The sequence below is a fragment of the Nibrella viscosa genome, assembly GCF_039541875.1.
Classification (GTDB): domain Bacteria; phylum Bacteroidota; class Bacteroidia; order Cytophagales; family Spirosomataceae; genus Nibrella; species Nibrella viscosa.
Genome location: NZ_BAABHB010000011.1, coordinates 1 through 25,302 on the forward strand (window position 1 = coordinate 1; position 25,302 = coordinate 25,302).

Genomic DNA, 25,302 nt, shown 5'->3' on the forward strand with positions numbered 1-25,302 from the left:
ATCTGCGGAGTTGCTGGATGAGTGGTCGGTGGCCATTGGTCAAAGCCCTTATTGAGCCTGGTAGCTACTCCATGGCCGCATAGTTACACATGAACAAAGCGCACTACGACACTTTGGAATGCACCCATCGTACGAGTGTAGGATATCGAGGGGGAACCTGCTCCCTTTTGGTACGATTCAAGAGGCTCCATCCGCAGCAATTACATTGTCTTACGGTACACCCAGGGCTACTCCCTAAATGGACGTTTCTACCGCCTGGCCCAACTCTGTCCGCTGCTTCGGCGGCACACGCCTACAGATCATCCAGCGGACTTTTGAGGGTGCTGATTTTGTTGGCCGTTACGTGCGCATACTCTATGGTTACTCTCCAATGTAGTAGCCCTTATCGCACTATCGCCCAGTCAAAAGCAGCAAAAAACCGAACGGACATTACTCACCGAACAATACGTTACGCGTTGTTCGGTTGGTGATGCCCGTTCGGTAAAAGGGTTATTAGGTGAACTACAGTTCTTCCAGCACCAGATTCCGCCAGCGGACTTTGATGCCGCCCCCGTCGTGGATCTGCAACGCGATAGAGCCGTTGGCCTTGGCAATCTTGTCGTCGCCCATGTCTACCATCGCTTTGCCGTTCAGCCAGGTTTGCACGTGGTCGCCCTGGACCCGGATACGCAGTTTGTTCCACTCGCCGGGTTTCAAAATATTTTCTTTGGACTGCGGAATCTGATGCAGCCAGCCGCGGCCGTACGATTCGTAGATGCCGCCCGTATCGTGGTTCGGCGGGGCTACCTCTACCTGCCAGCCGCTGATTTTGGTGCCCTCGATAGTGGAGCGGAAAAAGACGCCACTGTTGCCGTTGGCTTCCTGCTTAAACTCTACGGTGAGGTCAAAATCCTTGTAAAATTTGTCGGTGGCCAGGTAACCGTAGCCTTTGTCCGGGCCGCTTTCGCAGATCAGTTCGCCGTTGTCGACGTACCACTTTTCGGTGCCGTAGATCTTCCAGCCGGTCAGGTCTTTGCCGTTGAACAACTTTACTTTCTTGGGAGCCGTAAAGGCTACAAACGCCAGCGCCAGTACGGCAATCAAATAGGTTTTCATTCGGTTAGGGAGTTAATTAAGGTGGTAAAATACCTGTTTTACGCGATAAAACGCAAGGCAGACGTTCAACTGTTTCAGGTTTCATGGTCTAGGTTGCTGACGCACAAACCTCAAACGTTAAACCTCAAACTTCTTCAGCGCCTGGTACACCCGGTGGGTGGGCAGACCCATGACCGTATAAAACGAACCCTCCAGCCGGTCTATGCCGACGAGCCCGATAAAATCCTGCGCCCCATAAGCCCCGGCTTTGTCGAACGGGCGGCATTCGCGGATGTAGTAGGCAATCTCATCGTCGGTGAGGTGGGCAAAGTGAACGGTGGTTTCGTCGGTAAACGAGATGGTATCGTCGGGGGTCAGGATGCACACACCCGTGCGGACCCGATGGCTACGGCCCGACAATTGTTTCAGCATCCGGTAGGCGTCGGCCTCATCGGCCGGTTTGTTCAGGATCGTTTTATCCAGAATGACCACCGTATCGGCGCAGAGCACGATTCGCCGGCCCAGGTCGGGGCGGAACTGTTCGGCTTTTTGCCGGGCCAGGTACTCGGCCACCTCGCCGGCGGGCATATCGACCGGAAAGGCTTCGTCGGTCGGGCGGATTTCAATGGTAAAGGCAAAGCCGGCATCGGTCATCAGTTGTCTGCGCCGGGGAGAGCCCGACGCCAGAACCAGCGGGTAGCGTAAGGTAAGCATAGCTAAAAATCAGTCCGGCAAAGGTAGTAGTAGTTACCGGCTTTTGTCGTATTTTAGAGAGTTATTGCCTAATCTGATGCACATTCGCCACGCCACCATTGAGGATGCCGAAGTCCTGACCGGTCTTGCCATTGACACTATGCAGGAATCTTTCGGGCCACCCCACAATCCAGCCGAACTGGTCGACGCGTATATTCAGGACACCTATTCGGTGCCGATACTCCGGCAGGAACTGGCTGATCCGCGTTCGACGTATCTGCTGCTGGAAACCCCGGCCGGCGAAAGCCTCGGCTACGCCCGGCTGTACCGCCACGCGCCACCCCGCCGGATGCGGGAGCGACGGGCGCTGGAGATTCAGCGGATTTACCTGCGCCAGGCTTGTCTGGGGCAGGGGCTGGGCCGGCAGCTGATGAACTATTGCCTGGAGCAGGCGAGGGTCGAGGGCTACAAAGCCGTGTGGCTGGGCGTCTGGGAGCGAAATCAGCGGGCACTGGCTTTTTACCGGAAAATAGGATTTGAGCCGTTTGGCTGGCATTATTTTCAATTTGGCCCCGAACGGCAGCGTGACTATTGGCTGCACAAATCGTTATAAGCAAGTGGACAACAAGTACTTGGATAATCATACGATCAACTGCCAGATCTGGCTCGGCCGGCTCTGGATAGTATGGATATGGCTATCCGGTACGCTTTGCCTGGCCCAGACCGGTAGCGGGGGATCGGCCCCGACAAACAATAAAGTGCCGGCAGATTCGGGAGCGGCTGCTTATCCTACGCAAGTGGTTGAACCGAAGATCGACAGTGCCACTAAAGCCCGCGACAGTCTGTTTTACACCACGCTGAAGCAGAAAATGTACCGCCACCGGCTAACCCGAGAGCTGTACAACGCCTTTATCCATGACGTGTATAACAGTACCGAGGTGGAGGAGGTAAACGTCATTGAAGAAAATCCGTTTAGAGCCTATGCCGGTAAAGTAATCGGTACCATTTATGTCCGGCGGCTGGGCGTATTCGGACAGAGTGTGTACGATACCCTCCGGCAACCGCATAGCTGGTTTGAGCGCTTCGCTAACCGCGTTCATATTAATACGCAGGAGGGCGTGATCCGGCGGTCGTACCTTCTGTTTCGGGAGGGCGATCGGGTAGAGCCCGACATGCTGCGTGATAACGAACGGCTGCTGCGAAACCTGCCGGTGTTTGTCGACGCCCGTATTCTGGTGGTCCCCCGCGAAGGCAGCCGGGAGTTTGTGGATGTATACGTGATTACGCAGGATGTCTGGTCGCTGCTGGCCGACGGTAGTGTGGGGGGACTGGACCGCTTCAGCGTTGGGCTTGAACAGCGGAACGTACGCGGGCTGGGGCATACGCTGAAAACGCAGTTTTTTTACAATGGCAAAGACCCCTTGCAGCGTGCCGAGTACCAGGCCCGGTATACGGTGCCCTATATTGGGAAAACGTTTCTGACCGCTCAGGCTGATCTGCTGTATTTCCGGGACTGGAAGCAGTTCTCCGCCAAGGTGTTCCGGCCGTTTCTGACCCCCGAAACCAAATACGCCGGTTCGCTGGAACTGGGCCACTACAAAATACGGAACCGGCTGCTGCGGAACAACCAACTGGATACAGCCGCTTCGTTTCCGATTAGTTACAATTACAGCGATGTCTGGTTTGGCCGCTCGTTCAAAATGTTTTTTGGCAACCCACAGGAGCAGGAGCGGGCACGGCTGGTAGTGGCCGGGCGCATGACCCGCTACACCTACCTGGTACGCCCGGAGGTCGGGGCCGATACCAACCAGTTGTACCAGAACAGCCGCACCACGCTGTTCAGTGTGGGGTACTCGCAGCGTAAGTATGTCCGTGATGTGCTGATCTACGGCTTCGGCCGGACGGAAGACGTACCCGTTGGCAGCCTGATCTCGCTCATCGGCGGGGTCGATAATGCCGAACTGGGCGAGCGGGTGTACGTGGGCCTGAATTTGTCGAGGGGGCAATATATCCGAAAAGTCGGCTATCTGTATACGCTGATCAACGCCGGTACGTTTTACCGCCTGAAACGACAGCAGCAGGGCTTGTTCTCGTTAACCACGAATTATTTTAGTCCGTTGCAGGCTATTCCCTGGGGCCATATGCGGCATTTTTTTAACGCCCGGATCACCATCGGAATGGACCGGTTCAACAATGAATACATTACGCTCAGCGGGCGCGACGGTATTGGCCTGACCAACGACGCACTGATCGGTACCAGGCGATTACTGGTTGGTTACGAAAATGTTTTATTTTCGCGTCTGAATCTGATTGGGTTTCGGGCGGCTTTTATCACCTTTGCTAATGTGGGGCTTATCAGTTTCAGCGACCGGGCCTTTCTGCAGAGTCCTCTGTACCAGGCCTACGGAATCGGTATCCGGCTCCGGAACGAAAACCTGACCTTCAACAGCTTTCAGATCCGGCTGACGTGGTACCCTAATATTCCGAACAACCCGTATGCGTTCCGGACTGCTTTTGAAGGTATTCCGACGCTGAGATTCAGAGACTTTGATATATCGGCACCGGCTATCGTTCCCTACCAATAACGAACCTAAGGCGTAGAAATGTTGTTACATTAAATGTAAATACACAAATTTGCTGACTGTAAACAACAACTACGCATGAGACCTTTTTCTGAAGCTATGTCCATCGAGAAAGATATAAAGCAAACGTCCTTTCGCTCGCCGTTCCATCGGCTGGTGGTAAACCTGATGTACACCAACAACTGGGTGTGCGACCACCAGACGCGCCTGCTAAAACCCCACGGTATTACCCTCCAGCAATACAATGTGTTGCGCATCCTGCGCGGCCAGTACCCCAATCCGGTCAAGGTAAGCGACATTACCGAGCGGATGCTCGATAAAATGTCCAATGCCTCCCGGCTGGTGGATAAACTGGTGGCCAAAAAACTGGTGGATCGCACCGAATGCCCCAGCGACCGCCGGGCGGTCGATGTGGTAATAACCCAGAAGGGCCTGAACTTACTAAAACAACTGGATACCCAGCAGTGGGAAGACCGGCTGAAAACGCTGTCGGAAGACGAGGCCGTTCAGCTTAGCCAGATGCTCGACAAACTGCGGGGTTCCGACGAATGATCTGATTGGGGATTTCGGATTATCTGCCGACTCTTAAAAAGGTGTTCGGCGAAGGACACCCCGTTTCGTGGCGTGGCCCCGACCGGGTCTGGTGTTCGGGGGGGTATCTATACAAAAGCAGGGAAGTCGTCGAGAAAGCGAACCGTGGCCGTTTCGTGATCGATGCCGCAGCAGTAGTGCGTTAGTCCGTTGGTAACCACCAGGTAAGGGGCCTGGTGAACATGGTTATACCGGGCAATCTGGTCGAACACAGCCTGCGTGAGGGCTACACTGGGCGCTTTACACTCTATCAGTAAAAATGGTTTTCCCTGCCGGTCAAACACCAGCACATCGGTCCGCTTCTGGAGCTGATTCAGCGTAAGTCCACCCTCTGTCCGGATCAGGGCCTTTGGGTACAGGTAGTGGGTTATCAGGAGGTGTACTATATGCTGCCGTACCCATTCTTCGGGCGTAATGCGCACGTATTTCCGGCGCAGCGCATCAAAAATATACGGTTTCCCCTCGATCTGCTTAATTTTGTAGTCAAAGGCGGGCAGATTCAACGTTTCCATGCGCCAAAGATAAAGAGCGAAAGAATGAAAGAGTGAAAGAGCGGTGGAAAACTTGCCCATTCCAATGTCCGCTTCTACTCATTCACTCGTTCGCTCATTCACTCTCTATCCTATGAAAACCAAAGACGAGATTGTACAGAATTGGCTGCCGCGCTATACCGGCACGCCGATCGACCAGTTTGGGGAGTATATACTACTGACCAATTTTATTAACTACGTTGAGCTGTTTGCCACTAAGTTTGGGGTAGAGATCCACGGCATGGGCCGGGCTATGCAGACGGCTACGGCCGTGAATATCACCATTATCAACTTTGGGATGGGCAGTGCCATGGCCGCTACCGTGATGGATCTGCTATCGGCTATTCGCCCTAAAGCGGTGCTGTTTCTGGGGAAATGCGGTGGGCTGAAGAAGACGCAGGTAGGGGATCTGGTACTGCCCATTGCCGCTATCAGGGGCGAGGGGACCAGCAATGATTACATGCGGCCCGAAATACCCGCGCTGCCGTCGTTCCGGCTACAGCGTTCGGTATCCTCCATTATTAAACGCCACGAACTCGATTACTGGACCGGCACCGTGTACACGACCAACCGCCGGATCTGGGAACACGACGAAGAATTTAAGGAATACCTGCGGGAAATCCGGGCAATGGCAATCGATATGGAAACCGCCACCATTTTTACCGTTGGTTTCGTCAATTCCATTCCGCACGGTGCCCTGTTGTTAGTATCGGATAATCCGCTGGTACCTGAAGGCGTAAAAACCGAAGAAAGCGACAAGCGCGTGACCTCCTCCTTTGTTGAAGCCCACCTGCAGATCGGCATCGACTCTCTGATCGAACTCGCCAGCTCCGGCGAATCCGTCAAGCATTTGAGATTTGAGTAATAAAAAAGGACCGCTCAGCGGTCCTTTTTTATTACTCAAATCTCAATTACAGTACTCGCTAATGACCTTATAAGCCGCCGTGTACCCAACTTCGCCGGCTTTGCTGAGGTCGAGGCAGCCGCCGTTTTCGTCGCCGAGGCTGTGCTTGATAATACCCCGGACATAGTACGCTTCACCATAGCGCGGGTTCAGTTTTACGGCGCTGCTGAGGTCCATAATAGCCCCTTTCTGGTCGCCCTGCGCCGATTTAATTATCCCTCTGGTGAAATGCGCTTCGGCGTACGTGGGGTTTAGCTCAATAGTTTTGTTTAAATCCACAATGGCTCCTTTGGCATCGCCCTGCTTGTTTTTGCTGACCGCCCGGCTAAAATAGGCTTCCGACCGTTCGGCAGTTAGATCATTGATCTTATTGCGTTCCTGCACGGCATTGCGCAGGTTATCGAGCGCGGCCCGGTTCAGGCGGCCACTGTACAGTACTTTGCCGCTCTCCATGTTCTCATTATTGAGTTCAATAGCGGAGTTGAAGTCCTGAATAGATCCTTTCTGATCGCCCAGTTTGCTACGGGTAAACCCCCGGCCGTAATACGCCCGGAAATCGGCTCCGTTCAGGGCAATGGCGCGGTCGTAGTCGGCGTAGGCCGATTTGTAATCGTCGAGTTTACTTTTGGCAAAGCCCCGGTAGTAGTATGAGTCGGCGTCCTGCGCGTTTAGTTCAATGGCTTTGTTGAGGTCGGCAACGGCTCCGCTAAAATCTCCTAACTCTATTTTGGAAACGGCCCGACCCGCAAACGCCTGGGCGCGTTTCGGGTTCATATCGATTACTTTGGAAAAATCGGCCAGGCTACTGGCGTAGTCCTCCAGCTTTTGTTTGGTAAGGCCACGGGCGTACAGGGCGTTGGCATTCGTGGGTTCCAGCTCAATCGTTTTGCTGAAGTCCTGAAGCGCCCCCCGGTATTGATCCAGGCGGCTGCGGCTGGCGCCCCGGTTGAAATACGCCTGCGGATCATCCGGATTTAACTCAATGGCCCGGCTGAAATCCATCAGGGCCGCCCGGTGATCTTCCTGCTTGCTTTTGCTGACCCCCCGGCTGAGATAGGCCAGAGCATCTTTCGGGTTCAGTTCGATGGCCCGGTCATAATCCAGAATGGCCCCCCGGTGATCTTTCAGATTGGCTTTGGCCAACCCCCGGTTGTAGTAACTGGCCGAGTTTTCGGGGTTTATAGTAATGGCCATGCTGAAGGCCTGTAGCGCACCCGGAAAATCACCCGACTTACTCTTGGCGATACCGTTTTCAAAATAGTCGGCGGCCGACTGTTGGGCCAGGGCAGAGCCGTTCAGGCCGGCGACTACCAATAAAGCAGACAGCGGCAGGAGAAATTGTTTCATAGGTGACAAGTACGTAAGTTGTGGTAGGTAACAAACTTTAGCCTATAAAATTAGGCCTAATGTTGGTAGCGGCCAAACAGAGATATTGTTAAATTTTGGCTGAGAGGTACGGCCACATAATCAGGTACTCCACCACAGCATCCGATGAGGTGCCGGACTGCTGTTGGTAAACCGAAGACTTTATAACCATTCCGGCAGGTATGTTTGAATTAAATGTGTCAAAATGGCTGTACTTCTGGCCCTTACATGGAATTTTAGTGACATTTTGTCTGGATTGGGATGGGAAGCGGGTTTGGCTCTTTAGTTGATTACCAATAGGCGTATTCGATTAGCAACGAAAACCTCACACAACAGCTATGACTACGTTAGTTCGTTATAATACCGTACCGGCACTGGTCAATCGCCTGATGGCCTTGAACAATTATTACAACCGCCCGACTTATCGCGGCAACGGGTATGTCCACACGCCGGCCGTCAATGTCAAAGAAGACGATGGCGCGTTCCACCTCGAAGTAGCCGCTCCCGGCCTGAAGAAAGAAGATTTCAAGGTAAGCGTCCACAAGAACACGCTGACCATCTCGTTCCGGCAGGAGCAGAACACCGACGAAACGGTTGGGACTTATACCCGTAAGGAGTTTGGCCTTCTGGCGTTTGAGCGGTCTTTCCGTCTGCCAAAAACAGTTGATGTCGGGCAGATTCAGGCCACCTATGTCGACGGTATCCTGAAACTGGACCTGCCGAAAGTTGAAGTGAAAGAAGAACAGCCAAAGGAGATTACCGTAGCCTGAAGCTGACCGGAAAGTTTGTTGAATCAGGTGCGGTGAACAGAGGCCACGACCCGGACGGGTGTGGCCTCTGTTTGTTTTCACGAGTGTCGGCTAAATCAGGCGTTGGTAATGAGCAGGCTGTTTCCGTCGGCACTGACGGTTGTTTTGTACTGGGTTAGAGACCGCGTAGCCGGTCCCTGCGTGACCGCGCCCGTGGTCGAGAAGCGGGCACCGTGGTTTGGGCAATTAATGCTGTCGGAACTGGCAATATACTGTACCGTAGACCCCTCGTGGGTACACTTTTTAGATAGAGCAATGTAGCTGCCGTTTTTGATACGCGCCACCAGAATGTTGCCGGAATAGGTGTAACTCCCAATGGTTTTTAAGCTGGCATACGCCGGCGTGGTCAAATCCAGAGTAATGCCATTTGCATCGAGAGGCTCCACATCCATATCAGATTTGGAACAGGACATCAGGGTGCCGGCGCAGTAAAAAGCCAGCAGCGCCGAGCCGCTCAGGCCTAATTGCTTCAGAAAGGCCAGACGGCTGATGGATTCGTTGTCGGTTTGCATAGGTGGTAGGTTAGTACTGCCAATACGCTCAAATTCTGCTATATGTTGCGTACGAGAATCGCTTTTTTTCTTTATACCGGCCGGTGTTGCCGACGACCCAAAGCAGGATAGTCCGGACATTGACTATCAGCCGCAGCTTACTCGAAAATCACGCAGGAAATGGCTGGTTAACCACAGTCAGCCTTGGTCCTGATTCGCGTCATGTTCCGACCAGCGGGTGGGGGGTAATTTTGTGCCATCAGATAAAAAGACAAAAAACAGACAACAATATGGCAACTGTTTCACACGCATCGACGGTATACACAGGTCCTCATTCGCAGAAAGCAAACTGGCCGGCCCAATACGCTGATTACGTAGCTAAGGCCGAATTCAACCGAATTGGCTGGGCGGCTTCGGCCCTGGCTGTTCAGGGGTGTATTCTTTCCCCGGCATTATTGCTGACTATGGCTTATTTCGGCGGGGGCGACTGGCAGTTCCTTGTCAGCATGCTGGGCTTTCTGGTGGTGCTGGTTCCGGTGCTGGCGGCATTGCCCGTGAGGTTTATATTCCGGATGTTTACCCTAAGCGCATTGGCTCATCTGATCATCATACTTATCAACGTTTTGCAGGGTTTAGCCGGTTAAGGCTTCCGGGCAGGCAATGACGTACCGGCCCGAATGCTTATCTATCCGGAGCGATGTGTTCAGAAGGCCCTTTAGCAAACAGAGGGGTACCAATAAAATCGCCGGTTGCAGACACAACCGGCGATTTTATTGGTACGAAAAATGGCTGGTTTACCGGGCCGGCCGCAGTGCCGTGTAGCGCTGTTGCAGCAGGTAGTATCCGCCAAACAAAACGGCGGTGTATACCAGATCGCCCAGCACCGAGTACTGGAAGAACGGCAGGGCGGCTACGTAGCAGGCCAGCAGGCCGGCCCCGTTTTGTGGGTAATACGCACTGCCATACCACACGCCAAAATTAGTAATGAGGAAAAACAGCACCGACGATAGCAGCGAGGCCGCCCCGATGACCGGCACCGTTGGGTTTTTGCGTATCCAGAGTCCCAGCAGCCAGCTCAGCGCAAAACTACCGTAGACGTACGCCATCAGACCGTGAAAGCCGATCAGGGCATCACTCAGCAGCATGGCCGCAAACGGGGCCAGCAGACCAATTACTTTCCGCTCAAACAAAGCTGCGCCGAACAACGCCAGAGCCGCCACCGGCGCGAAGTTAGGCGGGTGGGGCAGCAGGCGGGTCAGCGCCGTCAGCAGAACCAGTACGCAAAGGGTAATCAGACGAATATGGAAAGGTTTCATACAAATAAGGTGCCGAAGCAAACATTAGCGGTTGATGTATTGGATCGTATAGGTAGAACCGTTCGCGATCAGTTTTGTTACGGAACCGTAATCGAGGTGAATCCGGTACGCGTTCCGCAAAGATAGTTCCAAAAATAAACACAGCAAAGCCCGGATTACACCACCGTGCGTAACAACGTATACAGGTGCTGCCGAATCCGGTTCGCCGGTCGTTAGCGGCAGTATGGTATCGTGCCAGAATGCGGCAACCCGGTCAAACAGTTCCTGGAAGGTTTCGCCGTTGGGCACACGGTGGTTCACAAAATCGGCCATCCAGGGGTCGAGCAGGTGGGAGGGTATGGCCGACCACGCCTGCATCTCCCAGTCGCCGAAGTTGAACTCCTTCAGCCGGTCATCGAATCGGATGTCGGGGTGCAGGGCTTCGGCCAGGTGGCGGCACCGGCTCAGCGGACTCGAAAAAACAGCCACCGGCTTACCGGGTAGCAGGGCACTCAGCCGGTCGCGCTGCTGGGGGTAATTAGCGGCCAGTTCTACATCGGCCTGCCCGTAGCAGATGCGCCGGCCCACGGTCACTTCGGTATGCCGGATCAGATAGATGTCCATAGAAACGCAACAAAGGAAAGGTACACAACTACTTCGGCAAGTTGCTGCGTGGCGCCCAGGCAATCGCCGGTGTAACCGTCGATCCAGCGCCGGAAAAACCGGATAAGCCACCAGCGCAGCCCCACCAGCGGCAGCAGAAACGTCAGGTAAAGCCACAGGCCCGTATAAACCACCAGTGCCAGCAGCGGGAGCAAACCAATCAGCGCGGCCACCAGCAACTGCCCGCCGGTAATACCTTTGGCTATCGGCTTTACCTTGCTGTCGGCGTCTTCGCGGGCGTAGGGCAGACCGGCAATGATGGTTACCGCCGTGAGCCGGCTCAGGCTGTGGGCCGCCAGCATTTTCAGCGCAACCGCCCAGCCGAAGACCTCTGTGGTAAATATAGCCTTAACGGCAAAGAACTTGACAGCCAGCAGCAGGCCCAGGCCGACCACGCCGTAGGTACCCACCCGACTATCTTTCATGATGGTTAAGATCTGCGGTTTAGACCAGCCCCCGCCGAAGCCGTCGCACACATCGGCAAAGCCGTCCTCGTGAAACGCGCCGGTGGTCCAGACTGTTGCTGCCATGCTGAGCAACACGGCCAGTTCCGGCGGAAACAGCACCGAGCCCACCCCATACACACACACGGCAATACCGCCCACAATCCACCCGATCAGCGGAAAGAAGACTGTCGCCCGGTTCAGCCTATCCTCCGAATGGTCGATTCCGTTTGGCACCGGAATGCGGGTGTAGAACATGACGGCGGTGTAGAAGAGGTTGAGCATGGTTTGAGGTTTGACGTTTGAGGTTTGAGGTTTAACGTTTGACTGACGCACGCTTTAAGCGATACCGCTCTTTTAACGTCAAACGTTAAACTTCAAACTAATTTAACCCTTCTGACTAATGCCGGCCTGCCCAAAGGAGGCCATTTCGATGAGCATCTGCACGGCGGAGTCGATGATGGGAAAAGCCAGCGCGGCACCGGACCCTTCGCCCAGGCGCATACCAAGTGTAAGCAGGGGGCGGGCGTTCAGGTATTCGAGCATCCGGCGGTGGCCCGCTTCGTCGGACTGATGACAGAAAATACAGTAATCCAGGATGGCGGGCTCCAGGGCGTGCGCTACCAGCAGGGCGGCCGTACTGATAAACCCATCCACCAGAATGACCATGCCGTTTTCGGCGGCCTGCAGCATACCCCCCGTGAGGGCCGCAATTTCCAAACCTCCCATAGCCGACAGCAGGTCTATTAAATCGGTCAGACCGGCGTAGCGGGTTGCCACTTCCTGTAAAATGGCAGTCTTATGAGCAACACCGGCCTCATCCAGTCCGGTACCCGCGCCTACGCACTGATCCAGCGGCAGGCCCGTCAGCCGGTGCATCAGCAGCGACGCGGCCGAGGTATTGCCGATGCCCATTTCCCCGAAGCCCACGATGGTGCAGCCCCGGTAGGCCACGCCGTTCACCAGCGTCCGGCCGGCATCCAGGGCCGCTTCGCACTCGTCGCGGGTCATGGCGGGCTCAAAGCGCATATTGCGGGTGCCGGGCCGGATCTTAAACTTGACAAAGGTTTGCGTGTTTTCGGCAAAGGTGCCATTTACGCCTACATCGCAGATCAGCAGGTTAAGACCATTCTGTTTGCAGAATACGTTGATGGCCGCACCACCGGCCATGAAATTCTGCACCATCTGGTAGGTAACTTCGGGCGGGTAAGCACTGATCCCTTCGGCAACCAGACCGTGGTCGCCGGCAAAGACCAGGATGTGCGGGTTGCTGAGTGCCGGGGTAAGTGTTTGCTGGATCAGGGCAATTTGGGTGGCTATATCTTCCAGCCGGCCGAGGGAGCCTGTGGGTTTGGTTTTCTGATCTATTTTTTGCCGGATAGCTCCGGTCAGCGAACGTTCTACTGGGGGAATGGCCATACGAAATCTGACAATTGCAGCTACAAGTATCGGAATAAGTTTTTGATTCCCGATGGTCGGGTCACCACCAGTTGTCAGGCCGGCTGATTCAGCCTTCTCCAGCACCTACCGCAGCCTTAGTCCATCGCGGAGCAGTTGAATCCAGCCTTTCTGCACCAGCGGGGGCGCATTGCGGCTCACACTGGCAAAGCGCACCCTCACCTGATAGTAGTACAAACCCGAGGCCAGATCCTGACCCGCCGTTGTCTTGCCGTTCCAGTTCAGGTTGTTGCTGATGCTGCTCTGGCTGCAGAAGCGCTCATCGCTCAGGGCGGCACAGTCCAGCGGGGCCAGACTCAGCACCGGCGGGCAGGGGTGGGTTGAGTAGCACGGGGGGCTGTTGAGGCCCAGGGCCGCATTCACCTGAATGGTTGTGGCGACGTAAAAGGAGGTGCCCAGCGGATTCTGGATATTCAGGGTGCCGCCGTTGCGGGCAAAAATATCGGCCGAGATCGTGTAGGTGCCGGGGGCTGGGTAGGTGTGGGTCGTCCGGTAAATGTTGATGGTTGTGTTAGAATTGATATTCCGGGGGGGCAGCCGCCGGACATCCTGTGTGGTACCGTCGCCGAAACAGAACATAACCGTTTCCTGATTACGGGCCGCACCCGCTCCGCCAACCACATCGTAGTAAACGGTCAACGTGACTTCGTACGTCAGCGCGGTGGTCGACAGACGCCGGGTGGTGATTTCACCGGCCCGTACGTGGGTGGCGTAGCTGGCGGTAGATCCGAAGAACCCGGCCAGAATCAGCAGGACGGGAGAAAATACGCATTGACGAATAGGGGTATGGCCAACGATAGAACCCCGGTAACCGGTTTAAAAACAACGCCTGTTGCTGGATTAGGCATATCTTGTCGATCTATTTACCGGTTTGCGACACCCCTGCCAGCCCATACCGCTCACGCCGGCGGCTTAACCCTAAGCGCACGTTTTTCGGTAGGGAATAGCCCCGTTCCGTCAACAACAGGTTGTAAACAGCCATAGCGCCGAAAAATTTCTTAACATTCACTTAACATTGACATAACAATTGCATAATATTGCTTAGGCATTGGTAAGCGAAGCGCTACCCTGCCCATTGATCCCATAACGATCAGCTACCATGAAAAAGATCACAATTCTCCTGGCGGTTATGAGCCTTTTCTGTGGGGTTCAGGGTGCTCTGGCGCATACGAAAGAAGGGGACAAACAGATACGGAGCTGCGAAGAACAACTCGTGGCTTACCTTACTCGTCCGGAAGTCTTGAAAGAAAAAAATCTAGGGGGTATTGTGGTGATTCAGTTTCAGGTAAATGCCGATAGTCAGATGGACCAGCTAAGGGTATTTAGTGCTGACGAGCGGCTCAACGCCAGTCTGATCCGTCAGTTGCTGGGTAAAAAGCTGAACCTGACCAATAATGAATACCGGAAGACGTACACGGTGCGGCTGCACTTTCAGGTAGATAAATCGTAGCAAACCATTACAAAATCAGCTAGACTAAAGCCCTTTCTGCCCGTCGGAAGGGGCTTTTTGCTGGGTTACGATTACCTTTGCCGGTACATGTTCCTGACGCTATGAAACATCTTCTCTGGATTGGATTATGGATACTGACCCTGGGTTGCCGTTCCAGGCAGACCGCCGGACAGCCGGCAGATGCCGGGCTGCCTGCCGCTTACCGGATACCATACCAGCTTACCGCCCCCGACCAGCGCTATACCGTGCCGCCGGCGCTGACCGAAATTTCCGGGCTGGCGTACTACAAAAACGATCAGTTGCTATGTGTTGAAGATGAGAAAGCCGTAGTCTATGTGTACGACACCCGCCGAAAACAGGTGATCGAGGAGTTTGGCTTTGGCGGCTTCGGCGACTTTGAAGATGTTGCGTGGGTCACCGGTAATATCTATGTGCTGGAAAGTGACGGTACGCTGTTTCGCTTTAAACCGGGCTCGACGGAGATTGGCCGGACCGGCACAGACCTGCCGGCCAACACCGAGGTGGAAGGGCTGGGTTATGAGCCGGCAACCAACCGGCTGCTGCTGGCGCCCAAAGACGGTAAGTTTGGGGGTGAAAAACGAATCTACTCCTTTGACCTGCGAACGAAAACGGTCTACAAAGTCTGGGTCATGGCCGAGAGCCGGCTGGACGAAGCCGGTATCGACGGGAAAGCCTTCAAGCCGTCGGGGCTGGCGGTGCATCCCATCAGCGGAGACTGGTATTTGCTGTCGTCGACGGGCAAGCGGTTGCTGGTTACCAACGCAAAAGGCGAACTGCTGACTTCTGTACCACTCGACCCGAAGCAGTTCCGGCAACCGGAGGGCATCTGTTTTGCGCCCAACGGCGATCTGTATATTGCCAGCGAAGGCGATGGAAAATCCGGCTACATCCTGAAGTTTCTCTACCGGCAGTAGACCGGAGAAGGCAAGTGGGCGACTGTCGGGCAGCCGCCCCTGCACTGCATCATTTTCCATAATAAAGGCTGAGAAGCCCTTATATGGTCCCTAACCTATCATTGATGAGGTAAAGTCAAGGGAATAAGGTAGCGCCGGATCCTAATTTTGCATTGTGTTGCCGGGAACCAGGCCCGACCTATAGGAAGGCCACGGCTATACGCCAAAGGTACTCGTTACCTTAGAAAGCAGAATTTCGGATAGTTTACCCGTTTATCTTTTTTCGGCTTCCAGCTCAATTTCTACCAGTACATCGGGTATAGCCAGTTGCTTTACTTCGAGCCACGATCCGAGCGGATACCTGGTTTTGTAATACCTGGCTCGCTCACCGGCATATTGCTTCAGCAGATTCATATTGGTGGTGTAGATATGCTCCACCACCACATCATCAAACGTACAGCCGAAATGCCGGAGCGTTTGATGCAGATCGCCGTAAATAGTCTTTAACTGACTTTCCATATCGCCCACCGACGTGGGGTTACCCTGATCATCCAGGCTAACGGCTCCGGATATTCGAATCGTGTTGCCGATGCGTACCGCCCGGGTATAGCCATATCCTTTCTGCTGATTGGGATGCAAATTAAAATATTCGGCAGCACCATTTGTGTTGCCGGAGTCGTCAGGACCGGCTTTTCCAGGTTGGCAGGTAGAGTGAGTCAGAAGAATGAGGGCCATACCGACCCAGGCAATTATCGTTTTCATCTTGAGGTAGGTTCCGGTTTCAGAGAACGGTTCGGGAAAGAACCTCGTCAAACCTACAAAAAACCACCCCGGCGTACCTATCAATTTTGGGCCAAATACTATCAGAATTGGGCCAGTCATCTGGTCAATGGTCTGATTTTTGGCGTATTTAACAATTAGTTAACCGTCAGCGTCCCCTTATCCACCGTAACCTGCCGCGTGTACAGGAACGGGTAGTGACGGTACGGAGAATCAACGCTCAACCGATAGGTACCTGGTTGCAGACCGGTCAGATCAAATTGCTGCGCGTATTTTTCGCTGTTCATAGAGTGGGTGAATACAACCTGGCCGTTGCTGTTCCGCAGCGAAATTTTCAACCGGCGTTTTTCCGGATTATCGCATTGGACGAGCAGGGAATTAGTTTTTTTCAGGATATTGGCGTTCACCTGGACCATGGCATAATCTGTATGAACCGTTGCGGATGCGGTAGTCGGACTACCTTCCGGTTTTTCGGTGACCGGCTCCGGTGCCTGGTAGCCATCCGTCAGGTCATACACTTTTACTTTCGACAGGATCAGTTTGTTGGCTGCTACCAGTTCCAGGGTTTCGTTGATCCGGCTGACGGTTCGCTCGGTCAGCTTTATGTACTGGCCCGGCATGATTTCCTCGTAGACCAGCTCATTGCCGCTGTTGTACAGACGAATAATGGTGTTGCGCGTGGCATGATCGGTGTACAGTTTCCAGTAGCCCCGGTTGGGCTGGGTGGGGTCGAGATAATTGATCGGGCTTTGCGACCAGGCTGGTGCGGTAGCGGTCAATCCTAGTACCAGGCTAAGAAAGAAACCGGTAATTTTTGGGGTGAGGAAGTAAAAGCGCATGGCTTTACAGTGTTAAGGTGATTGATTGAGTTCCATGTTGTTTAGTGGTTAGGGAGTTCCGTACCGACGCTTGTAAAGTGTATGTGGCCGGTTTGTTTAATCAAATGTACCAGCTGTCCGGCGAAACGGGTTAGTAAATTCCGGCCATTTACCAGCACTTTTCGGCCATAGCTTCCGATGATGTGAAAATACGCCAGGCATTGAGCGAACGGTTTATGCTAAATGGGAAAATGTCCCGGGAATCAGCCGACTGGTTCCCGGGACGTTTAGGGAGTAGTGGGAAATTTGTTTAGCTCGCCGGTAAGCGAGGAACAATGTTGTTGTTCATCCGGAAGAAATTGTCCGGGTCGTATTTTGTCTTCATATCAACCAGCCGACCGTAATTTTGTCCGTAAGCGGCCCTTACTCCAGTATTGCCGCTTTCTTCATCCAGGTGGTTAACGTAAACTCCCTGGGTGAATGGCTCCACCGCGTTCCAGAAATTACGAACCCAGACTATGTGCCTTGCTGCTTCACTCGGGTCAGTCCATTGGGCTATAATGTCAAAATCCCACTGATCATTTCGCAAACCATACGCTGTTTCTTCGGCAGCCACGCGGGAAGCGGTCCCTTTCATGTGAAGGAATAAAATGACTGAGTCTGGTGATGTCCGTCTGGCAGCGTTTTCCAACACTATACCAATCAATTCATCGTTGATCTGACGGATATACCCCGACTTCCAGTATCGGTGAATGCCGTGGGCCATGCCGGCGTCGAACATACCCTGGAGTTGAGTATACGGCATAACCTGAACCAGATCGGCTAAAGGCGTTCCAAACGCACGGAGTTCGCTTAGCTGAGCATCCCCCTGATCCAGCGGGCCAAACCAGCCTATCAGCAGCGCGATGACTGGTAGGCCGTCGGGCGTAGTCAGCAATCCCGCAAAAAGCATAAACTCGTCAGGCTGGCGCCGGGCAAATTCCCGGTAGAACTGTAAGACTTCTTTCGCCTGCTCCATCGGATAAAGGATCATACCGCCGAGGATGTCAGGCCCTACCGGATGAAGCTGAAACACAAAGGAGGTAACGATGCCGAAGTTGCCGCCACCACCCCGGACGGCCCAGAACAGGTCTTGGTTTTCGGTCTGGCTGGCCGTGAGTAGCCGGGCGTCGGCCGTGACGATCTGTACCGATAAAAGGTTATCGCAGGAGAGCCCGTACCGGCCCATCAACCAACCCAGACCTCCGCCCAGCGTAAGCCCGGCAATGCCCGTATGCGATACCGTGCCGCCGGTTGTGGCCAGGGCATACCGCTGCGTTTCCCGGTCCATGTCGCTCCACAAAGCGCCGGCTTCCGCCACTGCTGTTCGTTTGTCCGGATCTACCGTTACCTGGTTCATGAGCGATAAATCGATCATGAGGCCGTCTTCACACACGCCATTGCCGGCCACATTATGACCGCCTGCTTTAACCGAAAGCAACAACCCGTATCGTCGGGCGAAGCTCACCGCCTTTATCACATCGTCCGTAGACACGCAGCGGGCGATCATGGCCGGATGCCGGTCAACGGTGCCGTTCCAAACGTGTCGTGCTTCATCATACGCTGCATCATCCGGGCGTAGCAGCCGGCCTTGTAGGCTTGCCTTGAACAGTTGAATTGCCCCTTCATCCAAAAGGGTGCTTAATTCAGAAGCAGTTTTGAGGTCCATAGCTGAGCGAGATCAGGAAGCCTGAAAAATGATTTGATTACCTGAAGATACTGATTTTCAGTACCAAAGGCTAAGGCTTCTGGTTCGTAGCCCCGAATGACTCAGAAATCGGCTATGATTTGAGTGAACGGTAATCCCCATACGATCAGCGGGCTGTATTCAGCGTTCGATAATATGGGTAAACGCAGCAGGCGTGACTCGGCCGCTATTGATGTCACGCCCCCATACCTAATTACGGCTACGGATTATATGACATTTATCGCTGCGTTGTCAGTTGCGTGGCCTTCGGATAATCCGGGTGTGCTTTGACCTTAAGAATCTGCCGCATATGGCGGTCGCAATGGCCCCACATAACAATATACATCTGGTGTACGCTGCGTCGCCGGTCAGGAGCGGTTGTCTGGAAAAAAGCCCGCAGGTCGGCGTCGGTCTTTTCCATGAAGCCGATGTGTTCATCGCGGAGCTTCAGGAAGAACCGCAGGTTATCTTTACCCCGCATAAAACCCAGCGGCCGCGAAAAGTCTGGCGATATATGTTTGGCTTCTTCCATAATAAACGCCAGATGAACGCTGTCGGGCGCACAGGTCTGGTTCAGTTCCGGTGCGGGCTTGGGTCGCATCGCCATCGATATATCACGGGCAAACAGCATCTCCCAATAACCGAGGTGCTCCACAATCTCGCCTATGCTCCAGCGGTTGGGCGATTCGCGGAAGTGCCATTGCGCGTCGGTCAGGTTTTCGGTTTCCCGGATCAGCTCGGCACGCGTACGGCGGAGATTATCCAGCAGATATTGCTGATCGGCTTTGGTCCAGAGCCGCTGGGGTAAAGCGCTATGGCTCACCAATAAGGCGAAAAGAGAAATCAATACGGATTTCATGGTTAAAACAGAAGCCTGACTGTGCATAGATAGGATGGATGCGTTGACTGGCTGCTTACAAAGCCCCCAACTGCCGCTGGAAACTTTCATGGTTCCAATCGATCGTAACGCCGGAAATCTTATCAGCCTCGTTGAAGCGGAAGATAAAGATGTGGTCGCTGTTAAAGCGGAGCCCTTTGCTCGGTATACCGGCGAAGTCTTTAGCCTGGGTGCCAAAGATGGCTACTTTGCAGATAACCGTATCGCCCTCGGTCTCCATCGTATCAATGGTGTTGTCGATGTCGGGGAAGCAGTCCATCAGCAGGGTCCAGAGGGTGCGTCCCAGGCCGTCGATAATGCCCCGGCCGTCGTCGCCGAGGGGCTTGAACCAGACTTCGCCGTTGGGGTCGCAGAGGCCAATCATGCGGTCGATCTCCAGATCCTGATACGCCGAGAAAAATTCGATGCAGGTACCTTTGCGGGTCAGTTCAACGACCGATTCTACGTTGTTTTTGGTTTCCATGAGAAGATGTGTTCAGCGTGTTTTAGTCTTATTGACACAGCAAAGCTACGCGCCGGTGGTCGCCTGTGATTGTAAAAAACGGACGTTTTGCCCTGGACAGCTTTATTGTTCACTGAGGTATTTGGCCAGTTCGATATTCTGCCGGGCATATACAGTTGGGCGCTTACCGGTAAAGCCGGTAAACTCTTTGATAAAATGAGACTGATCGTAATAACCGGCGCGGTAAATCAGCTCGTGCCAGTCGGTTACGTGCCAGCGATTAGCCACAAACTCGCCCAAAATATAGCCAATCCGGCGTATCCGGGCGTAGTATTTTGCGCTGACACCGACTTTTTGCAGGAACTGCCGCTCAAACTGACGGCGGCAGATGTAGAGGTCGTCGATCAGTTCGTTGATGTTGATGATGCCCCGTTTCTCAATAATCAGGTTGGCGGCATAATCGGTCCGGTTAAAGGGTGACTTCAGCCGCGACAGCCGGTCCAGCAGAAACTGCTCCAGCAGCGCAATACGGGTAGCTGCGTCTGATGCTTCACCAATGCGATCGTATAGTTCCTGCATGTTATTACCCAGCACGTCGGAGAGGGCAACGCGCTCGTCGGAGAACTCATACATGGGTAAACCGAACAGGCTGTTCAATCCGGCCGGTTTGAACACGACCCCAACCATGTCGATCCGGTCCTGTAGCGTTAACTGATAGCTATGGGTAGCCTGACCGGTAATAAAAGCAGAAGGAACTGCCAGCACCGGATGCTTGGGGTTTTGGATCGAGTAGGCACCGCCGTAGTTCAAAACAATGGATCCGTAACCACTCGGTGGCGATTCGACCCTGAACGTTTCGGTCAGTCGCTGCTCACTATCCCACCTATAATAGCATTCCACAAATGGTTGCAGGGACAAAGCCGGTTTAAATTTCCTGTAAAGCATAAGCTTTGATTCTGGTGTAAGCAAGAAGAACACAAGCTCCACACGGCGCTGTTTAAACAGACCCGTGTGGCTTGGCTACCAGAAAGTTAAGTGAAATTTTGCAGGAATTCTTCGGCGCATTGAGCAAACGGTAACCGGAACCTATTTGATTTCCCGGTTGATGTAAACGGGTTGGGGGCGGAAAAGGTAAACGTCCAGCATGGCACGCGGACGAGCCAGATACTCCCGGATGAGGGTGCGGAACGAGTACCCGTCGGGCACGTCCTGGGCGGCAAAGGCTACTGCATTAATCCCTTCATGGGCGCAGATATACAGGGCGCGGGCGTTGTGGAAGTTCTGGGAGATAATGGTGATATTCTCCTGGTTGAACACCTCCTTGCAGCGCACCACCGAGTCGAAGGTGCGGTAGCCGGCGTAGTCGAGCGTCAGCACCGATTCGGGTACGCCCAACTTAATCAGGGCTTTCTTCATGTCGGAAGGCTCGTTGTAGTACTCCGAATCGTTGTTGCCGCTCAGGATAATGTATTTGATCTTGCCCTCCTTGAAAAGCCGGGCGGTAGCCTCCATCCGGTAGCGGAAGAAAAGGTTTTCTTTTCCGCCTTTGACGTGCTTACTGGTACCCAGTACCAGGGCTACGTCGTTGGAAGGAAGCTGGTGAATATTAAAGAAAATCTGACCCCTGGTGCTGTACACCACCCACCAGTTACACAGCAGAATTACGATCAGGGTGAGGAATGCCAGCAGGATTCCTCCCTTGATAAACCGCTTGACCTGCCGCATCGATACGCGGGAGCGCGTCTTCTGATCGGTGTAATCTGTGGTGTACAACGTTGGGTTCATTGGTTAAGAAAACAAACCTAACTGGACCGGTTCAGTAGTTGCCGCAACGTCGGTTGCCGCAACGTCGGTTGCCGGAACCTCTTCGACGGCTTCGGCCGGCAGGACTTCCTGCGCCGGTTTGCCGGTAGCTTTTCCGTTAGTCGTAATTTTGCCGCCTGCCGGAGCCGGTTTTTCGTCAATAACGCGCGGAGCCAGCAATTTGACATCTTTCACCCTGGCGTACGGTAATTTGCTGCCCAGCGCTTTCCAGCCGCGTATATCAATAAAACCTTCCGGTTCCAGCACCATCTTTTCGACCGGGCCACGCTCTTTGAGCTGGTAGGTTAGCTCCATACGCGGATGCCGGTCGCTGGTCACTGCCCCAAGTTTGGAGCCTTTGCCGTCACCGATGAAACTAAATTTCTTATCGAGCGTAGTGGTCTCTACCTTAAACCGCTTCACATACCAGGCTTTCTGGTTGGCCTCGTAATACACCGCCGATAAGACCCGCTCCGGATCGAACTTCTCCAGCACGGCAATATCGTGCGGCTCGTAGCGGTTGGTCAGGTCGAAGCTCGTCAGCTCGTAGGTGCCGTCTTTGTAGGCGACCAGTATGCTGTCTTTGGCGTCGAAGTTGCCCAGCAGGCGACCCCGTTCGTCGCGGTTCAACCGGCCCAGGTGATCGTCGTACCAGATGTCTACCCCGCCCAGGGTCGATACGCCCCCGCTCTTCTGCACGATCTTCCGCACCGGATACCGGGTCATGATATTGCCCTGCGCCGACCGGTTCTTGACCCCCAGCGTCGCAAAGTCAAAGTCGAACTGTTTTACTTTGGCCGAACTCTGAGCCGTCAGATTCACCGTGATTACCTCCGCTTCGCCGTTGTCGTTGGCCGTAAAATACAACACCTTCGACTTTGGGTTGCCCATCGTCAGGTCGTACTCGCGGTCACGGGTTACGGCTGTGATCGGGAAGCGCTTGGCCATCGAAATACCCGACTTGCCGTCGAGGTACACCAGGTTGTAGATCTTCCGCTCGTCATTCTTCTTAAAGACGGAAACGTAGATAATATCCTTACCGACGAAGACTTTATCCGCAATTTTTGTGACAAGGCACTTGCCGTCGCGCCGGAACACGATAATATCGTCGATGTCGGAGCAGTCCATCACGTACTCGTCCTTCTTCAGGCCGGAGCCGATGAAGCCCCCTTCACGGTCGACGTACAGCTTCTGGTTGGCGGCCGCCACCACATTGGCGGCAATGGTGTTGAACGCCCGAATCTCGGTTTTGCGGTCGCGCCCTTTGCCGTACTTCTTCTGGAGGTCTTTGTAATACTGAATCGAGTACCGGATGATGTTGGCCAGGTTGTCCTCCGTTTCGGCGAGCTCCTGCTCGAGTCTCCGCATCAGTTCATCGGCTTTAAACGCATCGTATTTCGAAATCCGCTTGATCTTAATCTCCGTCAGCCGGATGATGTCGTCTTCCGTAATCTCGCGGTAGAATTCCTTCTTGTACGGCTTCAAGGCCTTATCGATGGTTTCGATCACCGCTTCAAACGTTTCGCACTCCTCGATCTTGCGGTAGATGCGCTTTTCGATAAAGATCTTCTCCAGCGAACTATACAGCAGCTTCTCCATCAGCTCATGCTTCCGGATCTCCAGTTCACGCTGTAGCAGATGCACCGTCTGGTGCGTGTTGAGCTTCAGAATGTCCAGTACCGTTACGAAGTGCGGCTTATCGGCAATAATCACACAGGCGTTCGGCGATATGGACACCTCACACTCGGTAAAGGCATACAGCGCGTCGATGGTGATGTCAGGCGAGACACCGGGTGCCAGGTGCACGTGAATCTCCACGTCTTTCGACGTCAGGTCTTCCACTTTCTTGATCTTGATCTTCCCGTCGTCATTGGCCTTGATAATGGAGTCCTTCACCGAGGTGGTGGTGGTGCCGAACGGAATTTCGCGGATGATGAGCGTCTTTTTGTCCAGCTCCTCAATCCTGGCGCGAACCCGTACTTTGCCGCCCCGCAGGCCGTCGTTATAATTGCTGACGTCGATCTGACCACCCGTGGGGAAGTCGGGGTAAAGCACCACCGGCTTATCTTTCAGGATCTGGATAGATGCCTCGATCAGTTCGTTGAAGTTATGCGGCAGAATTTTGGTCGACAGACCAACGGCGATACCCTCCACGCCCAGCGCCAGCAGCAGCGGAAACTTGACCGGCAGCGCTACGGGCTCTCGCTTCCGACCGTCGTACGACAATTGCCACTCGGTAGTGTCGTTGTTATAAACAACTTCGTTGGCAAACTTGGAAAGCCGCACTTCGATGTAGCGGGGAGCGGCCGCACCGTCGCCGGTGCGAATGTCACCCCAGTTGCCCTGAGTATCGAAAAGGATATTTTTCTGCCCGATGGTGACCAGTGCCTCGTTGATGGAGGCATCGCCATGCGGGTGATACTGCATGGTCTGGCCGATCACGTTGGCTACCTTGTTGAAGCGCCCGTCGTCCATCTCCTTCAGGGCGTGCAGAATCCGGCGTTGCACCGGCTTCAGGCCGTCCTCAACGGCCGGCACCGCCCGTTCCAGGATTACGTACGAGGCATACTCCAGAAACCAGTTTTCGTAAAGCCCCGACACCACGGTTTGTTCGTGCAGGGTTTCTTCTTTCTTCGTATTTGTTGTTTTGGATTCGGTAGGTTCCTGATGTTCCTGTTCGTTCATCATGAAGCGTTACGATTGAAAAATGGGTGACAGGCGGGTTTTGCAGAGCATGTCTGATGCGAACGTCCAGACCTGTCTATGACTCCTTAAATATACAAAAAAATCCGATAAAAACCGCTTTTTGCGGCAAAAATGGCAGTTTTTGGCTGAAATCAGACAAGATGATCAATAACGGTCAGCAGCTCGCTGATCATCATGGCCGTGGCTCCCCACACCCGGAACTCCTGAATCTGGTAGAACGGAGCGTTAATGGTGGTACCCCGCACCTCGATCTCGTTGATGCCGATGATGCTCTCGTCCATCAGGCTACGCAACTCCACTTCCACCACCCGGTCGACTTCGCGGGGATCGGGGTAAAACTCGGGGCGGTGGGGGAGCACACCCACCACCGGTAGCACAAAGAAATTGCTCGGCGGAATATACAGTTCCGTGAGCTTTCCCAACACCCGCACGTCCGTCACCCGAATACCGATTTCCTCCTGTGCTTCGCGGAGGGCGGTCTGAATCAGACTGCGGTCGGTACGCTCCATGCGCCCGCCCGGAAACGCCATCTGCCCGGCATGAACGCCATCGTAAATCGGCCGCAGGATCAGGGGCATGTAAATGGAACCCTGGTACGGGTAAAACACAATCAGTACAGCACTCTTGCGGGTACGCTCATTGGGTTTCAGCATCTGCCGCAGCCGCGATGCCGATGCCATCTTCCGATGGGCAGCCTCTCCCGGCAACGGCTCCCGCAGTTTCTTTTCAAGGGTTTCGGTAAAGGTTGTAAATGACGTTTGCAACATTCAGGGTTTCATCATTTGTTTCAAGTTTCAGCGGGGCCGCCCGGCGGTTTCAAGTTTCAGTAGTTGAAGGATTTGTCCAAACCTGGAACTTGAAACTGTT

At 54.0% G+C, this 25,302-nt stretch carries 27 protein-coding genes; 8 read left to right on the plus strand and 19 right to left on the minus strand.

What is annotated here, in order from left to right:
* Positions 1-501: 501 nt before the first annotated feature.
* On the minus strand, positions 502-1,095 hold the full coding sequence (locus ABD931_RS21370) for a 3-keto-disaccharide hydrolase (protein ID WP_345269990.1): 594 nt from the start codon (positions 1,093-1,095) through the stop codon (positions 502-504).
* Positions 1,096-1,212: 117 nt separating this feature from the next.
* A complete protein-coding gene (locus ABD931_RS21375; protein WP_345269991.1) occupies positions 1,213-1,788 on the minus strand; it encodes a Maf family protein in 576 nt (191 codons plus the stop codon).
* Positions 1,789-1,864: 76 nt separating this feature from the next.
* On the opposite strand from ABD931_RS21375, the gene ABD931_RS21380 reads away from it, so the two are divergent.
* The 3 genes from ABD931_RS21380 to ABD931_RS21390 all read left to right on the plus strand — a co-directional run bounded on the left by ABD931_RS21380 (position 1,865) and on the right by ABD931_RS21390 (position 4,901).
* Positions 1,865-2,380 carry a GNAT family N-acetyltransferase gene (locus ABD931_RS21380; protein WP_345269992.1) on the plus strand — a complete coding sequence of 172 codons (516 nt, stop codon included), beginning with the start codon at positions 1,865-1,867 and terminating at the stop codon, positions 2,378-2,380.
* A 19-nt stretch (positions 2,381-2,399) separates the two neighbouring features.
* Positions 2,400-4,352, plus strand: a complete 1,953-nt coding sequence (locus ABD931_RS21385) for a BamA/TamA family outer membrane protein (RefSeq protein ID WP_345269993.1) — start codon at positions 2,400-2,402, stop codon at positions 4,350-4,352.
* A 96-nt stretch (positions 4,353-4,448) separates the two neighbouring features.
* Positions 4,449-4,901 carry a MarR family winged helix-turn-helix transcriptional regulator gene (locus ABD931_RS21390; protein ID WP_345270186.1) on the plus strand — a complete coding sequence of 151 codons (453 nt, stop codon included), beginning with the start codon at positions 4,449-4,451 and terminating at the stop codon, positions 4,899-4,901.
* 107 nt (positions 4,902-5,008) lie between these two features.
* Here the strand turns inward: ABD931_RS21390 and ABD931_RS21395 are convergent, their stop codons facing one another.
* Complete coding sequence (locus ABD931_RS21395; RefSeq protein ID WP_345269995.1) at positions 5,009-5,452, minus strand: type I restriction enzyme HsdR N-terminal domain-containing protein; 444 nt, start codon at positions 5,450-5,452, stop codon at positions 5,009-5,011.
* A 112-nt stretch (positions 5,453-5,564) separates the two neighbouring features.
* On the opposite strand from ABD931_RS21395, the gene ABD931_RS21400 reads away from it, so the two are divergent.
* Positions 5,565-6,335, plus strand: coding sequence for an AMP nucleosidase (locus ABD931_RS21400; RefSeq protein WP_345269996.1), 771 nt, complete (start codon positions 5,565-5,567; stop codon positions 6,333-6,335).
* Positions 6,336-6,377: 42 nt separating this feature from the next.
* Here ABD931_RS21400 and ABD931_RS21405 read toward each other — a convergent pair whose 3' ends face one another.
* Complete coding sequence (locus tag ABD931_RS21405) at positions 6,378-7,721, minus strand: tetratricopeptide repeat protein (RefSeq protein ID WP_345269997.1); 1,344 nt, start codon at positions 7,719-7,721, stop codon at positions 6,378-6,380.
* 356 nt (positions 7,722-8,077) lie between these two features.
* Here ABD931_RS21405 and ABD931_RS21410 point away from each other — a divergent pair, with 356 nt between their 5' ends.
* On the plus strand, positions 8,078-8,509 hold the full coding sequence (locus tag ABD931_RS21410; RefSeq protein ID WP_345269998.1) for an Hsp20/alpha crystallin family protein: 432 nt from the start codon (positions 8,078-8,080) through the stop codon (positions 8,507-8,509).
* A gap of 95 nt (positions 8,510-8,604) precedes the next feature.
* Here the strand turns inward: ABD931_RS21410 and ABD931_RS21415 are convergent, their stop codons facing one another.
* Positions 8,605-9,060, minus strand: coding sequence for a QcrA and Rieske domain-containing protein (locus ABD931_RS21415; protein ID WP_345269999.1), 456 nt, complete (start codon positions 9,058-9,060; stop codon positions 8,605-8,607).
* Positions 9,061-9,329: 269 nt separating this feature from the next.
* Here ABD931_RS21415 and ABD931_RS21420 point away from each other — a divergent pair, with 269 nt between their 5' ends.
* Positions 9,330-9,683 carry a hypothetical protein gene (locus ABD931_RS21420; RefSeq protein WP_345270000.1) on the plus strand — a complete coding sequence of 118 codons (354 nt, stop codon included), beginning with the start codon at positions 9,330-9,332 and terminating at the stop codon, positions 9,681-9,683.
* A gap of 150 nt (positions 9,684-9,833) precedes the next feature.
* Here the strand turns inward: ABD931_RS21420 and ABD931_RS21425 are convergent, their stop codons facing one another.
* The 5 genes from ABD931_RS21425 to ABD931_RS21445 all read right to left on the minus strand — a co-directional run bounded on the left by ABD931_RS21425 (position 9,834) and on the right by ABD931_RS21445 (position 13,537).
* Entirely contained in the window at positions 9,834-10,355 is a 522-nt protein-coding gene (locus ABD931_RS21425) for a DUF6580 family putative transport protein (RefSeq protein WP_345270001.1), read from the minus strand.
* Positions 10,356-10,379: 24 nt separating this feature from the next.
* Positions 10,380-10,958: an alpha-ribazole phosphatase gene (gene cobC / locus ABD931_RS21430; protein ID WP_345270002.1), complete on the minus strand. Its 579-nt coding sequence runs from the start codon at positions 10,956-10,958 to the stop codon at positions 10,380-10,382.
* Positions 10,943-11,725: an adenosylcobinamide-GDP ribazoletransferase gene (locus tag ABD931_RS21435; protein ID WP_345270003.1), complete on the minus strand. Its 783-nt coding sequence runs from the start codon at positions 11,723-11,725 to the stop codon at positions 10,943-10,945. Before ABD931_RS21435 ends, cobC begins: the two co-directional genes overlap by 16 nt.
* Before the next feature lie 102 nt (positions 11,726-11,827).
* Entirely contained in the window at positions 11,828-12,859 is a 1,032-nt protein-coding gene (gene cobT / locus ABD931_RS21440) for a nicotinate-nucleotide--dimethylbenzimidazole phosphoribosyltransferase (RefSeq protein ID WP_345270004.1), read from the minus strand.
* Positions 12,860-12,964: 105 nt separating this feature from the next.
* The gene (locus ABD931_RS21445) at positions 12,965-13,537 is read right to left on the minus strand and encodes a PKD domain-containing protein (RefSeq protein WP_345270005.1); all 573 of its coding nucleotides are present in this window, start codon (positions 13,535-13,537) and stop codon (positions 12,965-12,967) included.
* Positions 13,538-13,997: 460 nt separating this feature from the next.
* Here ABD931_RS21445 and ABD931_RS21450 point away from each other — a divergent pair, with 460 nt between their 5' ends.
* On the plus strand, positions 13,998-14,348 hold the full coding sequence (locus ABD931_RS21450; RefSeq protein ID WP_345270006.1) for a hypothetical protein: 351 nt from the start codon (positions 13,998-14,000) through the stop codon (positions 14,346-14,348).
* A 101-nt stretch (positions 14,349-14,449) separates the two neighbouring features.
* Positions 14,450-15,283 (plus strand): SdiA-regulated domain-containing protein, encoded by an 834-nt coding sequence (locus ABD931_RS21455; RefSeq protein WP_345270007.1) that lies wholly within the window; start codon positions 14,450-14,452, stop codon positions 15,281-15,283.
* Positions 15,284-15,535: 252 nt separating this feature from the next.
* Here ABD931_RS21455 and ABD931_RS21460 read toward each other — a convergent pair whose 3' ends face one another.
* From ABD931_RS21460 to ABD931_RS21500, 9 genes are all read right to left on the minus strand, one after another.
* Positions 15,536-16,024, minus strand: a complete 489-nt coding sequence (locus ABD931_RS21460) for a RidA family protein (RefSeq protein WP_345270008.1) — start codon at positions 16,022-16,024, stop codon at positions 15,536-15,538.
* Between the two features lie 155 nt (positions 16,025-16,179).
* On the minus strand, positions 16,180-16,881 hold the full coding sequence (locus tag ABD931_RS21465) for a T9SS type A sorting domain-containing protein (RefSeq protein ID WP_345270009.1): 702 nt from the start codon (positions 16,879-16,881) through the stop codon (positions 16,180-16,182).
* A 289-nt stretch (positions 16,882-17,170) separates the two neighbouring features.
* Complete coding sequence (locus ABD931_RS21470) at positions 17,171-18,568, minus strand: FAD-binding oxidoreductase (RefSeq protein ID WP_345270010.1); 1,398 nt, start codon at positions 18,566-18,568, stop codon at positions 17,171-17,173.
* 256 nt (positions 18,569-18,824) lie between these two features.
* Entirely contained in the window at positions 18,825-19,445 is a 621-nt protein-coding gene (locus tag ABD931_RS21475) for a DinB family protein (protein WP_345270012.1), read from the minus strand.
* A gap of 55 nt (positions 19,446-19,500) precedes the next feature.
* Positions 19,501-19,947 (minus strand): ester cyclase, encoded by a 447-nt coding sequence (locus tag ABD931_RS21480; RefSeq protein ID WP_345270013.1) that lies wholly within the window; start codon positions 19,945-19,947, stop codon positions 19,501-19,503.
* 102 nt (positions 19,948-20,049) lie between these two features.
* Positions 20,050-20,871, minus strand: a complete 822-nt coding sequence (locus ABD931_RS21485; RefSeq protein ID WP_345270014.1) for a DUF6597 domain-containing transcriptional factor — start codon at positions 20,869-20,871, stop codon at positions 20,050-20,052.
* A 141-nt stretch (positions 20,872-21,012) separates the two neighbouring features.
* The gene (locus ABD931_RS21490; protein WP_345270015.1) at positions 21,013-21,711 is read right to left on the minus strand and encodes a SanA/YdcF family protein; all 699 of its coding nucleotides are present in this window, start codon (positions 21,709-21,711) and stop codon (positions 21,013-21,015) included.
* Between the two features lie 3 nt (positions 21,712-21,714).
* Positions 21,715-24,417 (minus strand): DNA gyrase/topoisomerase IV subunit A, encoded by a 2,703-nt coding sequence (locus ABD931_RS21495; protein WP_345270016.1) that lies wholly within the window; start codon positions 24,415-24,417, stop codon positions 21,715-21,717.
* Between the two features lie 149 nt (positions 24,418-24,566).
* Positions 24,567-25,202, minus strand: a complete 636-nt coding sequence (locus ABD931_RS21500; protein WP_345270017.1) for an NUDIX hydrolase — start codon at positions 25,200-25,202, stop codon at positions 24,567-24,569.
* Between the last annotated feature and the right edge of the window lie 100 nt (positions 25,203-25,302).

Excerpts from the sequence above, each read along its gene's own strand:
- ABD931_RS21370 (WP_345269990.1), bottom strand. The coding sequence starts at position 1,095 with ATGAAAACCTATTTGATTGCCGTACTGGCGCTGGCGTTTGTAGCCTTT.
- ABD931_RS21375 (WP_345269991.1), bottom strand. The coding sequence starts at position 1,788 with ATGCTTACCTTACGCTACCCGCTGGTTCTGGCGTCGGGCTCTCCCCGG.
- ABD931_RS21380 (WP_345269992.1), top strand. The coding sequence starts at position 1,865 with ATGCACATTCGCCACGCCACCATTGAGGATGCCGAAGTCCTGACCGGT.
- ABD931_RS21390 (WP_345270186.1), top strand. The coding sequence starts at position 4,449 with ATGTCCATCGAGAAAGATATAAAGCAAACGTCCTTTCGCTCGCCGTTC.
- ABD931_RS21395 (WP_345269995.1), bottom strand. The coding sequence starts at position 5,452 with ATGGAAACGTTGAATCTGCCCGCCTTTGACTACAAAATTAAGCAGATC.
- ABD931_RS21400 (WP_345269996.1), top strand. The coding sequence starts at position 5,565 with ATGAAAACCAAAGACGAGATTGTACAGAATTGGCTGCCGCGCTATACC.
- ABD931_RS21405 (WP_345269997.1), bottom strand. The coding sequence starts at position 7,721 with ATGAAACAATTTCTCCTGCCGCTGTCTGCTTTATTGGTAGTCGCCGGC.
- ABD931_RS21410 (WP_345269998.1), top strand. The coding sequence starts at position 8,078 with ATGACTACGTTAGTTCGTTATAATACCGTACCGGCACTGGTCAATCGC.
- ABD931_RS21415 (WP_345269999.1), bottom strand. The coding sequence starts at position 9,060 with ATGCAAACCGACAACGAATCCATCAGCCGTCTGGCCTTTCTGAAGCAA.
- ABD931_RS21420 (WP_345270000.1), top strand. The coding sequence starts at position 9,330 with ATGGCAACTGTTTCACACGCATCGACGGTATACACAGGTCCTCATTCG.
- ABD931_RS21425 (WP_345270001.1), bottom strand. The coding sequence starts at position 10,355 with ATGAAACCTTTCCATATTCGTCTGATTACCCTTTGCGTACTGGTTCTG.
- cobC (WP_345270002.1), bottom strand. The coding sequence starts at position 10,958 with ATGGACATCTATCTGATCCGGCATACCGAAGTGACCGTGGGCCGGCGC.
- ABD931_RS21435 (WP_345270003.1), bottom strand. The coding sequence starts at position 11,725 with ATGCTCAACCTCTTCTACACCGCCGTCATGTTCTACACCCGCATTCCG.
- cobT (WP_345270004.1), bottom strand. The coding sequence starts at position 12,859 with ATGGCCATTCCCCCAGTAGAACGTTCGCTGACCGGAGCTATCCGGCAA.
- ABD931_RS21450 (WP_345270006.1), top strand. The coding sequence starts at position 13,998 with ATGAAAAAGATCACAATTCTCCTGGCGGTTATGAGCCTTTTCTGTGGG.
- ABD931_RS21455 (WP_345270007.1), top strand. The coding sequence starts at position 14,450 with ATGAAACATCTTCTCTGGATTGGATTATGGATACTGACCCTGGGTTGC.
- ABD931_RS21460 (WP_345270008.1), bottom strand. The coding sequence starts at position 16,024 with ATGAAAACGATAATTGCCTGGGTCGGTATGGCCCTCATTCTTCTGACT.
- ABD931_RS21465 (WP_345270009.1), bottom strand. The coding sequence starts at position 16,881 with ATGCGCTTTTACTTCCTCACCCCAAAAATTACCGGTTTCTTTCTTAGC.
- ABD931_RS21470 (WP_345270010.1), bottom strand. The coding sequence starts at position 18,568 with ATGGACCTCAAAACTGCTTCTGAATTAAGCACCCTTTTGGATGAAGGG.
- ABD931_RS21475 (WP_345270012.1), bottom strand. The coding sequence starts at position 19,445 with ATGAAATCCGTATTGATTTCTCTTTTCGCCTTATTGGTGAGCCATAGC.
- ABD931_RS21480 (WP_345270013.1), bottom strand. The coding sequence starts at position 19,947 with ATGGAAACCAAAAACAACGTAGAATCGGTCGTTGAACTGACCCGCAAA.
- ABD931_RS21485 (WP_345270014.1), bottom strand. The coding sequence starts at position 20,871 with ATGCTTTACAGGAAATTTAAACCGGCTTTGTCCCTGCAACCATTTGTG.
- ABD931_RS21490 (WP_345270015.1), bottom strand. The coding sequence starts at position 21,711 with ATGAACCCAACGTTGTACACCACAGATTACACCGATCAGAAGACGCGC.
- ABD931_RS21495 (WP_345270016.1), bottom strand. The coding sequence starts at position 24,417 with ATGATGAACGAACAGGAACATCAGGAACCTACCGAATCCAAAACAACA.
- ABD931_RS21500 (WP_345270017.1), bottom strand. The coding sequence starts at position 25,202 with ATGTTGCAAACGTCATTTACAACCTTTACCGAAACCCTTGAAAAGAAA.